Below are 11,561 nucleotides of genomic sequence, written 5' to 3'. Positions count from 1 at the left end.
CACACCGTGTCGCAGCAAGGCCCCCGAAGCACCGCCAGGTTCCCTATTCTTATCAGGCACTGCCCTGCTTGTTTCAAACATTATCCCTAGCTGATTGACCTGAGAACACCTTGCCCCGCCTCCAGGCAAAGGCTGAACACAAGCATACAGATGAAATTAATCATTTTGCCCTAGGCCAAATGATCGAGATCAATAGTTAGCCAACCTCATCCGAATCTTTCTTGGAACCGTATTTTGGCAAACAGCAGACACAAAAAAAGCAGCCATAGGCTGCTTGCATTACGACGCGTTATAACTGAAAACTCACACCAGACCTTGAAAAACAGCCCTAAAGGGCCGTATAAACAAGGAATTCTGGCGCGTCCGACAGGAATCGAACCTGTATCGAGGGCTTCGGAAACCCTAATTCTATCCATTGAACTACGGACGCCAAGCTGGCTATTGTAGCGCGAGTTTGGAGTTTTTTTCAGCATCTATCGGGCAATTATGAGTGTGCCAAATCAAGAGTCAGATACAAGAGCGATACACTCCGCTATAATCCATGGTTGCGCGATCTGGGTCGGTGGCTTGGTAGACACGTCCTTGCGCACACCCATTAGGTAGGCGCAAGCCTTTATTGGTGGCCGTCAAAGGCCCTCCCGTCATTTCTTGTACGAACTCGCAGGATCCGATAATGAGCAACACGGAACAAAAACCCGAAGAACACAACGAGGGTCACTCAGCCATGATCAAAACCCCTAAACAATTGCTTGTGACCGTGGCTCTGGCTTTCTTGGTGCCCATCGCGATTATTGTCATGCTGGTCAGCCTGGTTACCTCCACCATGGGTGCTGGTGCTGGCTCCGCTGCCCTTTCCCCTGAAGCCATTGCTGCCCGCATTCAGCCGGTTGCTGGTTTCAAACTGGTTGACGCCAATGCCGTCAAAGAGCTGAAAACTGGCCAGAAAGTATACGAAACCACCTGTACCGCCTGTCACGGCACCGGTGTGGCCGGTGCTCCCAAGTTTGGTGATCAGGCTGCCTGGGGCGAGCTGCTCAAACTGGGCCAGGACGAGCTGATCAAGAATGCCATTCACGGCATTCGAGGCATGCCTGCCAAGGGCGGCAACCCGTCACTGGACGATATCGAAGTGGCCCGTGCCGTTGTTTACATGGCCAACGCAGCTGGCGCTGACTTCAAAGAGCCCGAAGCGCCTGCCCCGGAAGGTGAGCAAGCCGACGCCAAACCTGAAGCCGCCGCTGCTGCTGCAGATACCCAACCCGCCGAGGCCCCCGCTGCGGATGCCCCTGCCGCAACACAAACGGCTGCCGCTGACGACAGCAAAGTCGACCCGGCAGGCATCAAACTGTACGACACCATTTGCTTTGCCTGTCACGCGGCCGGTGTCGCCGGTGCGCCCAAGTTTGGGGATCAGGCTGCCTGGAAGCCCTATATCGAATCCGGTATGGACACTATGCTTCAAAAAGCGATCCACGGTGTTGGCGCCATGCCTCCACGCGGTGGTTCGCAAGCCTCTGACGACGAACTTCGCGCTGCTATCCAACACATGGTTAACGCCGCCAAGTAAGCATTGCATCAAGGCTCTGTCCTGGCACAGAGCCTGCAAATACAAAAAGCCCGATGAATACTCATCGGGCTTTTTCTTTGCCTGAACCTGTCGACAAAGAAGCGATACAGAAACAGCCCCTTACACCAATAAAAAAGCCTGAGTCCGGTGTCATCCCGAACCCAGGCTTACTCATCGCCTTGTTGACGGCTCTGCCTCTAGAACGCTTTATAAAGCCTCATAACGCGTCCAGAAAAGCAATCTGAGACGCTTACTGCGCCTTGCACTGCGCCAATGCCGTCAAGGACATGCCCAACTGCACACGGCGTTGCAACCAAGGGCTGGCGCGGTAACGCATATCACCCGTGACCGCTTGCAGCGTGTTCAGCACATCCAGCAAATCACGCGAACCAACGGCATCGCCCATGGACAGCGGACCATTGTGCGGGTAACCCAGACCCAGGCACACGGCAGCGTCGATATCCGACGGTGTCGCAATCTGCTGCTGAGCGATATCGCTGGCGATGTTCACGATGGTGGCCACCAAACGCTGGGCCACAAAACCGGCGGAGTCCTCGATCACGCTGACAGCCGTACCATCGCTGGCCAACATGGCCCAGGCTTGATCGCGCCATTCTGGTGTGGTCGCCGCCGAGCACATCAGCACACGGCGACGGCCTTTTTCCAGACCAAACAAGGTATCCAGCGCCACGGTGCGTGCAGGGTCCAGGCCGTTCAGGGACACCAAAGTCGCCACGTCTTCACCGTAAGGCGTCAATAAAATCAGAGCATCGGCAGGTGGCTGGTCACCTTCCACCACGTTCACACCCAGCTCACTTAGCAATTGCAAAGCGCGAGCCTGGCCTTGCTCGTGGTAAGGCGAGACCCACACGGGCGCCAAAGAGGCCACAGCAGGAACGGCAGGCTCTTGAGGAACCTGCTTCTTACCATCTTCATACTTATAAAAGCCTTCACCATTCTTGCGACCAAACAGCTTGCCCGCGTGACGCACTGCCGTGATGGGCGAAGGACGGAAGCGAGGCTCGTCATAGAACTGGCGGTAAATGGACTCCATCACCGGGTGAGACACATCCAGCGCGGTCAGATCCAGCAGCTCAAAGGGGCCCATGCGGAAACCAGCTTGTTCGCGCATGATGGCGTCGATCTGGTAGAAAGGTGCCACACATTCCTGGGCGATTTTCAGACCCTCGATATTCATGCCACGACCGGCATGATTCACGATAAAACCGGGCATGTCCTTGGCGCGCACAGGCGTGTGGCCCATATCACGCGACACTTGCATCAGGGCATCCCCCACTTCGGGCGATGTGCGCAAGCCATCAATAACCTCGACCACTTTCATCAGGGGCACGGGGTTGAAGAAGTGATAGCCAGCCACGCGTTCAGGGTGGCGGCAGGCTTGAGCAATGGCGGTAATGGACAGCGAGGACGTATTGGAGGCCAACACGCAATCGGCCGACACGATCTCTTCCAACTGCTGCAGCAAGCCTTGCTTGACGTCCAGACGTTCCACAATGGCTTCCACTACCAGATCGGCAGGGGCCAAGGCTTGCAGATCGCTGGCGGTCTGCAAGCATGCTTTGGCCGCATCCACCTGTTCAGCCGTCATGCGGCCTTTTTCCTGCAAACGGCTCCAGACGGCGTGTACATCCGCCAAGGCCGCCTTGACCGAGTCTGCATTCAGGTCATAGAGCAAGACCTGCTTGCCAGCCTGGGCGGCAATCTGGGCAATGCCCCGCCCCATAGCGCCTGCGCCAACAATAGCGATGGTTTGTATCTGTTTCATGATTCACAACCTGATCGAAAAGCAATAAAAATTAAGCCTGTTCCACGGAGCCGGACACCAGGGCCTCTACCTTGTCGGGCGAGAGCTCCAGCACTCGCGCCAGGACCTCGCGGGTGTGCTCTCCCAGACGCGGGGGCGCACTGCGATACTGCACGGGCGTGGCCGACAAACGCAAAGGACTGGCCACCGAAGGTACGCTCCCCCCCTGCCCGGTCGGCAAGTCCAGTCGCAAGCCGCGCGCCAGCACCTGTGGGTCCTGATAAACCTGTTCCATCGTATTGATGGGGCCGGCGGGTATACCCACGGCTTCCAGCGCCTGCAACCAGCTATCGCGGGACCGGCTCTGCATGACCTGCGCCAGCATGGGCACCAGTTCGTCCCGGTGCATGACACGTCCGGCATTGCGCGCAAAACGGGGGTCATCCGCCCACTCGGGATGGCCCAGCTCCTGCGCAAAACTGCGAAACTGGGCATCGTTGCCCACCGCCACAATCAAATGCCCGTCACTGGCCTCAAAGACCTGATAGGGCACCAGATTTTGATGAGCATTACCGGGCCGCTGTGGCGCCTGCCCGGTACACAAGTAATTCATGTTCTGATTGGCCATCATGGCCACCTGGCAATCCAGCAAGGCAATATCCAGATGCTGGCCCAGACCACTGCGATGGCGCTCCACCACGGCCGCCAGTACAGCCACCGTGGCGTACATGCCTGTCATGACATCGGCCACGGCCACACCCGCTTTTTGCGGTTCGCCACCGGGCTCACCTGTCAGGGACATCAAGCCCCCAAGCCCCTGGATCATGAAGTCATATCCTGGCCGACTTGCATAGGGGCCCGTCTGGCCAAATCCGGTAATCGAACAGTAAATCAGGGCTGGGTTGATGGCTTGCAGACTTTCATAGTCCAGCCCGTACTTTTTCAAACCACCGACCTTGAAATTTTCCACCAGAATATCGCAGCGCCTGACCAGTTGCCGCACCACTTCTGCGCCTTGTGCAGTGCCTATATCCAGGGTGATGGACTCTTTATTGCGGTTGGCAGCCCCAAAATAGGCCGCATCTTCCGTGTCCGCTCTGTGACCATCCTGTAGATACGGTGGCCCCCAGCCACGGGTATCGTCTCCCGCGCCGGGACGCTCCACCTTGATGACCTCCGCCCCCAAGTCAGCCAGGTTTTGGGTACACCAGGGCCCGGCCAGCACGCGCGTCAAGTCCAGAACACGTAATCCCGCCAAGGGCGCTTTTCGTTCAGTCGTGGTCATAGCAAACAAAAATCCTTCAAGTCGCGTATTGTGCACTACGTCTTCTTAGTCCGGTCTATGGACAGAAAAAGTGCTCAAACCATGGTCATTTTCGGGCCCGGAGGAATTTGTGCAACGCACCAGGCCGGGCGACGATAAACCGTCCTAGAATAGGTGACGATAGATTATCAGCGGCAGATCTTCCTTGCAGGACCCCACCCCTTCAAGAGGCGGGGCACATCTTTCGATAATAGGAGACCGACCTTATGCCATCGGCATTAACGCAGCAGCTTTATCAATCTATGACCCTGCCTGTGATGGCAGCACCCATGTTCATTGTCTCGAACCCGGCCCTGGTGATTGCGCAATGCGCCAGCGGCATTATCGGTTCTGTCCCCGCCTTGAACGCCCGCCCCCAGGAAAAGCTCAAGGACTGGCTGGACGAGATCGACGACACCCTGGCCGAACTGCGCGAGCGCCATCCCGAGCGCCGTATTGCTCCCTACGCCATCAATCACATCATTCATCAGTCCAACGACCGCCTGGAACAGGACCTGCGGGTGTGCGCTGACCACAAGGTGCCACTGGTGATTACCAGCCTGCGCGCCCCACAGGATATTGTGCCGCATGTACACGCCTGGGGCGGCAAGGTTTTCCATGATGTCACCACCTTGCGTCACGCCGAAAAAGCCCTGGAAGCCGGTGTCGATGGCCTGATCGTGGTGGCTGCGGGTGCCGGCGGCCATGCCGGTACCTTGAGCCCCTTTGTGCTGGTCAACGAAATCCGTCAGATTTTTGATGGCCCAATTGCCCTGTCGGGTGCCATGAGCCGTGGCCGCGACATTCTGGCCGCCCAGGCCATGGGGGCCGACATGGCCTACATTGGCACGCGCTTCATTGCCAGTACCGAAGCCAATGCCTCGGACGATTACAAGAACATGATCGTCAAGGGCCGAGCCGCCGATATCGTCTACACCCCATTGTTTACGGGTATCCCCGGCAATTATCTGAAGGACAGTATCCGCGCTGCCGGTCTGGACCCAGACAAGCTCGATAGCGAGAAAGCGGCCGACACCGCCTTTGGTTCTGGTCTGAGCAAGGCTTGGCGCGATATCTGGGGCGCTGGCCAAGGCATTGGTGGCATTGACTCAATAGAGCCAACCGCCGACATCGTTGCTCGATTGCATCGCGAATACCAGGAAGCCAAAGCAGCGCTGCTAGCCTCCCCTTTTGCCTGAACGAGGAGCCTCCCATGATACGGACTCATGACGCAGGTCATTGGCTGGAAGTCATTCTGGATCGGCCGGAACGACGCAATGCCTTGACCAGCCCCATGTACGAAGAGCTGGCCGACATCATCGACCAGGCTGATCAGAACCAGAAATATCGTGCCCTGATTCTGACTGGTGCGGGCGAGCATTTCTGTGCTGGCAACGATATCTCCGAGCTGTCCAATGTGCGCAACAACGACATGCCGCCGCCGATCAAATTCCTGCGCAGTCTGGTCAAAGCCGACATCCCATTGATCGTGGCGGTAGAAGGCCATGCAGTAGGTATTGGCGTGACCTTGCTGCTGCATGCAGACTTTGTGTACGCGGCCCGTGACGCGCGTTTACGCATGCCCTTCACGGCACTGGGCCTGTGCCCGGAAGGTGCATCCAGCCATCTGCTGGCCCAGTATGTGGGGCCACGCCGAGCCAACGAATGGCTGCTGCTCTCGCAGGCGTTCAGTGCCGAGCAAGCCATGCAGGACGGTCTGCTCACCGAACTGACCGACCATGGCAATAGTCTGGAAGCGGCCCGTGCCTGCGCTCATGCGCTGTCCGAGCAGCCTCCCATTGCCTTGCGTACCAGCAAGCGTTTGCTCCGTGAACCCCAGCGCGAGGTTTTGCTGGAAGTCCTGGAACGTGAACGCAAGCTATTTTCCAAACTGCTGGAAGGCGACGAAGCCCTGCAAATTCTGGGACAAATGAGCCAGAACCGCAGCGACAAATAGCCGCTCTAGTGGCCTGATTTCTACGCAAACCTACATGTGCAGCGATCTTGCCACACTGCACCCGGTTCAGACGGGTTATAAGGGGCCTGTGAGAGCAGGTCCCTAATTTTTTTTTGCCGTATTCGCAAAAAATTCTTGCGTACAAAAAAAAAATCGCTGTATTTTATTTTTTGCGCTGCAACAAATGCACCGCTTTAACACGTTCTTTGCGGATACGCCCATGACACACTCCTGTCCCCCCCAAGCGCAAGGCTTGTACCTTCCCGCTAATGAACACGACGCCTGCGGCGTCGGATTTATCGCACACATCAAAGGCCAGGCGAGCCACGCCATCATTACCCAAGGCCTCAAAATCCTGGAAAACCTCGATCACCGCGGCGCTGTAGGCGCAGACCCCTTGATGGGTGACGGTGCGGGCATTCTGATCCAGATCCCCGACCAGCTTTACCGCGAAGAAATGGCCGCCCAGGGCGTGACCCTGCCTCCCCCTGGCGAGTACGGCGTGGCCATGGTGTTTCTGCCCAAGGAAACAGCTTCCCGCCTGGCCTGTGAACAGGAGCTGGAGCGTGCCGTACGAGCCGAAGGCCAGCACATGCTGGGCTGGCGCGACGTGCCCGTAGACAGCACCATGCCCATGTCCCCCACCGTCAAGGCCAACGAGCCGGTCATTCGCCAGTTGTTCATTGGTCGTGGCCCGGATGTGATGGTGCCCGACGCGCTGGAACGCAAGCTGTATGTGATCCGCAAGACCGCCAGCCACGCTATCTACCGCATGGATCTGGCCCACGGACAGGAATACTTTGTGACTTCGGCCTCCGTGCGGACCATCGTCTACAAAGGCCTGCTGCTGGCGGATCAGGTAGGCCGCTACTACCGCGATCTGGCCGACCCGCGTGCCTGTTCGGCCCTGGCCCTGGTGCACCAGCGCTTTTCCACCAACACCTTCCCCGCCTGGCCTTTGGCCCACCCTTACCGTCTGATCGCCCACAACGGCGAGATCAACACCGTACAGGGCAACTTCAACTGGCTGCGCGCCCGTGAAGGTGCCATGGAATCGGCTGTGCTGGGCTCGGATCTGCAAAAACTCTACCCTATCGTGTACGAAGGCCAGTCCGATACGGCCACCTTCGACAACTGTCTGGAATTGCTGGTGATGGCCGGCTACTCCCTGCCTCACGCCATGATGATCATGATGCCCGAGGCCTGGGAACAGCACGCCGAGATGGACGAGAGCCGTCGCGCCTTTTACGAGTACTACGCAGCCCAGATGGAGCCCTGGGATGGCCCGGCTGCCATCGCCTTTACCGATGGCATTCAAATCGGTGCTCTGCTGGACCGTAACGGCTTGCGTCCGGCCCGCTATGTCATCACGGACGACGATATGATTGTGCTGGCCTCCGAGGCCGGTACTCTTCCTATTCCCGAGCACCGCATTGTCAAAAAATGGCGTCTGCAGCCCGGCAAGATGCTGCTGATCGACCTGGAGCAAGGCCGCATCATTGATGATGCCGAGATCAAGTCCCAACTGGCCAATACCCACCCCTACAAGCAGTGGATTGAACGCCTGCGCTTGCGCCTGGACTCCCTGCCCAGCGTGCCCGGCGTGCGTCCCCAATTGGCGACCCGTGACCTGCTGGATCACCAACAAGCCTTTGGCTGGACTCAGGAAGACATCAAAGTTGTGCTGCAGCCCATGGCCAGCAAAGGTGAAGAAGCAACCGGCTCCATGGGCAACGATGCGCCTTTGGCCGTGCTGTCCGACAAATCCAAGCCCTTCTACAACTACTTTCGCCAGCTATTTGCTCAGGTCACCAACCCGCCGATCGACCCGATTCGCGAACAAATGGTGATGTCGCTGGTGTCCTTTATTGGCCCCAAACCCAATTTGCTGGACATCAACAACGTCAACCCACCACTGCGTCTGGAAGTGTCCCAGCCTGTGTTAAGCCCGGCTGACATGAACCAGATCCGGCGCATTGATGCCGCCAGCAATGACAAGTTCCGCAGCCAGGAACTGGACATCGTCTACCCTAGCTCCTGGGGACCGGAAGGCATTGAGGCCAGCGTGGCCGCCCTGTGCGCCCGTGCGGCAGATGCCGTACGCGATGGCTACAACATTCTGATCCTGACCGATCGCCGTTGCGATGCCGAGCATGTGGCCATCCCCGCCCTGCTGGCGACCTCGGCCATTCACCAACATCTGATCCGCAATGGTCTGCGTACCCGCACCGGTCTGGTCGTGGAAACCGGCTCGGCCCGCGAAGTGCATCACTTTGCGCTGCTGGGTGCATACGGTGCCGAAGCCATGCACCCCTGGCTGGCTTTTGAGAGCCTGCAACACCTGGCCCAGGACCCCATCAACCAGATTGATGCCTCCCTGGCAGAGAGCCACTACATCAAGGCCATCAACAAGGGCTTGTACAAGGTCATGTCCAAAATGGGCATCTCCACCTACATGTCCTACACCGGCGCACAGATTTTCGAGACCATCGGCCTGTCGCGCTCGCTGGTGGACAAGTACTTTGTGGGCACCGCCTGTCCGGTAGAAGGGATTGACATCTTCACCGTGGCTGAAGAGGCACTGCGCCAGCATCGCGCCGCCTACAGCAAAGATCCCGTTCTGGAGAACCATCTGGAAGCCGGTGGCGAATACGCAGTGCGTGTGCGTGGCGAAGAGCATATGTGGACAGCCGACTCCATTGCCAAGCTGCAACACGCCACCCGTAGCCAAAACTACAGCACCTACAAGGAATACGCTCAGCTCATCAACGAACAAAGCCGCCGTCATATGACCCTGCGCGGTTTGTTCGAGCTGCGTCTGGACCCGGCCAAGGCCATTGCCCTGGACGAAGTGGAACCCGCCAGCGAAATCGTCAAACGCTTTGCAACGGGCGCCATGTCGCTGGGTTCAATCTCGACTGAGGCCCATGCCGTACTGGCCGTGGCCATGAACCGGATTGGCGGCAAGTCCAATACCGGCGAAGGCGGCGAGGACGAGTTGCGCTATCAGCATGAAATGAAGCACGGTAAAAGCGCCATCCGCCAAGGTGACACCTTGGCCAGCGTCCTGGGCCAGGATCGCGTATTTGCCAACATCGACCTGCAAGAGAACGACTCGCTGCGCTCCCGTATCAAGCAGGTTGCATCCGGCCGCTTTGGCGTGTCGGCCCAATACCTGTGCAGTGCCGATCAAATCCAGATCAAAATGGCACAAGGTGCCAAGCCCGGCGAAGGCGGCCAACTGCCCGGCCACAAAGTGTCCGAGTACATCGCCAAGCTGCGTTACTCCGTGCCCGGTGTGGGCCTGATTTCGCCCCCACCCCACCACGACATTTACTCCATCGAAGATTTGGCCCAGTTGATTCACGACCTGAAGAACGTGAACCCGCAGGCAGATATCTCCGTCAAGCTGGTGTCCAAGGTAGGTGTGGGCACCGTGGCTGCCGGTGTGGCCAAAGCCAAGGCCGATCACATTGTGATTGCTGGTCACGACGGCGGCACCGGTGCCTCGCCCCTGTCCTCCATCAAGCATGCCGGCACCCCATGGGAACTGGGCCTGGCTGAAACCCAGCAGACCCTGTTGCTGAACCGCTTGCGCAGCCGCATCCGCGTACAGGCCGACGGCCAGATGAAAACCGGCCGCGATGTCGTGATCGGCGCCTTGCTGGGCGCAGATGAGTTTGGCTTTGCTACCGCCCCGCTGGTCGTGGAAGGCTGCATCATGATGCGCAAATGCCATCTGAACACCTGTCCCGTTGGCGTTGCCACCCAGGATCCCGTGCTGCGCCGCAAGTTCAAGGGCAAGCCCGAGCACGTAGTGAACTACTTCTTCTTCGTTGCCGAAGAGGTGCGTGAGCTGATGGCCAAGCTGGGCGTGCGTCATTTTGACGATCTGATCGGTCGCAGCGACTGGCTGGATATGCGCAGTGGCATTGAGCACTGGAAAGCCCAGGGTCTGGATTTTTCACGCCTGCTGCACAAAGTTGATAACGACGAGTCGCCACGTCAGATCGCTACCCAGGATCATGACCTGGATCACACACTGGATCGTCAACTGATCGAGCGCAGCGCCGTCACTCTGAACCAAGGCACCCCGCTGTCTTTCATTACCCCCGTACGCAATCGAAACCGTAGCATCGGCGCCATGCTCTCGGGCGTATTCACCAAAAAATACGGTCATCAAGGTCTGCCTGACGACAGCCTGCACATTCAATGCAAAGGCACGGCAGGCCAAAGCTTTGGCGCTTTCCTGGCTCAGGGCATCACTCTGGACCTGGTGGGCGAAGCCAATGATTACGTGGGTAAAGGTTTGTCCGGTGGCCGCATTATCGTGCGCTCACCCAACGATTTCCGTGGCTACGGCCCGGACCACATCATCGTGGGCAATACCGTGCTTTATGGTGCCTTGGCAGGTTCCGCCTTTTTCAACGGCGTGGCCGGTGAACGTTTTGCCGTACGGAACTCCGGAGCCAGTGCAGTCGTGGAAGGCGTAGGCGACCACGGTTGCGAATACATGACCGGCGGCACCGTCGTGGTGCTGGGTGAAATTGGCCGCAACTTTGCCGCTGGCATGTCCGGTGGCGTGGCCTATGTGTGGGATCCCCAACGCCGCCTGCAACTGCGCTGCAACCCTGGCATGGTGGACCTGGAGCCTGTTCTGAGCAAGGCCGAGCAAGAGATGAACAGCAGCATGGCGCAATGGCACAGCCGTACTGCCGGAGGCGAACGCCAGACCGACGAAGCCATCTTGCACACCCTGGTTCAGGAGCACTTCAAGGCCACGGGCAGCTTCCAGGCCCGCGAGCTCCTGAAAGACTGGGACAGCGCCCGCGCGCAATTCGTCAAAGTCATTCCACGCGAGTACCGCCGTGCACTGAGCGAATTGTGGCAAGGTCCACAGGCAGGCAAGGCCGCACCCAAAAGCAGTAAAACCCGCCGTTCGGCTTCGGCCTGAACCCTTCCCATCACC

General features: G+C 58.4%; 6 protein-coding genes and 1 tRNA gene. 4 read left to right on the top strand and 3 right to left on the bottom strand.

Features of this window, described 5'->3' with window-relative positions; all coding sequences use genetic code 11:
• Positions 1 to 355: 355 nt before the first annotated feature.
• A tRNA-Arg gene (locus AC6I6N_RS08740) sits at positions 356 to 430 on the bottom strand.
• 243 nt (positions 431 to 673) lie between these two features.
• Here AC6I6N_RS08740 and AC6I6N_RS08735 point away from each other — a divergent pair.
• Positions 674 to 1,567 (top strand): c-type cytochrome, encoded by an 894-nt coding sequence (locus tag AC6I6N_RS08735; RefSeq protein WP_094195436.1) that lies wholly within the window; start codon positions 674 to 676, stop codon positions 1,565 to 1,567.
• A gap of 250 nt (positions 1,568 to 1,817) precedes the next feature.
• Here the strand turns inward: AC6I6N_RS08735 and AC6I6N_RS08730 are convergent, their stop codons facing one another.
• Both AC6I6N_RS08730 and AC6I6N_RS08725 read right to left on the bottom strand, forming a co-directional pair.
• On the bottom strand, positions 1,818 to 3,353 hold the full coding sequence (locus AC6I6N_RS08730; RefSeq protein ID WP_497943426.1) for a 3-hydroxyacyl-CoA dehydrogenase: 1,536 nt from the start codon (positions 3,351 to 3,353) through the stop codon (positions 1,818 to 1,820).
• 31 nt (positions 3,354 to 3,384) lie between these two features.
• Positions 3,385 to 4,617 carry a CaiB/BaiF CoA transferase family protein gene (locus tag AC6I6N_RS08725; protein ID WP_395029214.1) on the bottom strand — a complete coding sequence of 411 codons (1,233 nt, stop codon included), beginning with the start codon at positions 4,615 to 4,617 and terminating at the stop codon, positions 3,385 to 3,387.
• Positions 4,618 to 4,862: 245 nt separating this feature from the next.
• Between AC6I6N_RS08725 and AC6I6N_RS08720 the strand changes: the two genes are divergently transcribed.
• The 3 genes from AC6I6N_RS08720 (at position 4,863) to AC6I6N_RS08710 (ending at position 11,546) form a co-directional block, all read left to right on the top strand.
• Positions 4,863 to 5,834 carry an NAD(P)H-dependent flavin oxidoreductase gene (locus AC6I6N_RS08720; protein WP_094195433.1) on the top strand — a complete coding sequence of 324 codons (972 nt, stop codon included), beginning with the start codon at positions 4,863 to 4,865 and terminating at the stop codon, positions 5,832 to 5,834.
• A gap of 14 nt (positions 5,835 to 5,848) precedes the next feature.
• On the top strand, positions 5,849 to 6,592 hold the full coding sequence (locus AC6I6N_RS08715; protein WP_108728238.1) for an enoyl-CoA hydratase/isomerase family protein: 744 nt from the start codon (positions 5,849 to 5,851) through the stop codon (positions 6,590 to 6,592).
• A 220-nt stretch (positions 6,593 to 6,812) separates the two neighbouring features.
• Positions 6,813 to 11,546 carry a glutamate synthase-related protein gene (locus tag AC6I6N_RS08710; RefSeq protein WP_094195431.1) on the top strand — a complete coding sequence of 1,578 codons (4,734 nt, stop codon included), beginning with the start codon at positions 6,813 to 6,815 and terminating at the stop codon, positions 11,544 to 11,546.
• Positions 11,547 to 11,561 lie beyond the last annotated feature (15 nt).

This window comes from Alcaligenes sp. LTN-3 (assembly GCF_059735605.1).
Note: the sequence above shows the minus strand (reverse complement) of the source record. Positions and strands in the feature narration are given on the sequence as shown.

Excerpts from the sequence above, each read along its gene's own strand:
- AC6I6N_RS08735 (WP_094195436.1), top strand. The coding sequence starts at position 674 with ATGAGCAACACGGAACAAAAACCCGAAGAACACAACGAGGGTCACTCA.
- AC6I6N_RS08730 (WP_497943426.1), bottom strand. The coding sequence starts at position 3,353 with ATGAAACAGATACAAACCATCGCTATTGTTGGCGCAGGCGCTATGGGG.
- AC6I6N_RS08725 (WP_395029214.1), bottom strand. The coding sequence starts at position 4,617 with ATGACCACGACTGAACGAAAAGCGCCCTTGGCGGGATTACGTGTTCTG.
- AC6I6N_RS08720 (WP_094195433.1), top strand. The coding sequence starts at position 4,863 with ATGCCATCGGCATTAACGCAGCAGCTTTATCAATCTATGACCCTGCCT.
- AC6I6N_RS08715 (WP_108728238.1), top strand. The coding sequence starts at position 5,849 with ATGATACGGACTCATGACGCAGGTCATTGGCTGGAAGTCATTCTGGAT.
- AC6I6N_RS08710 (WP_094195431.1), top strand. The coding sequence starts at position 6,813 with ATGACACACTCCTGTCCCCCCCAAGCGCAAGGCTTGTACCTTCCCGCT.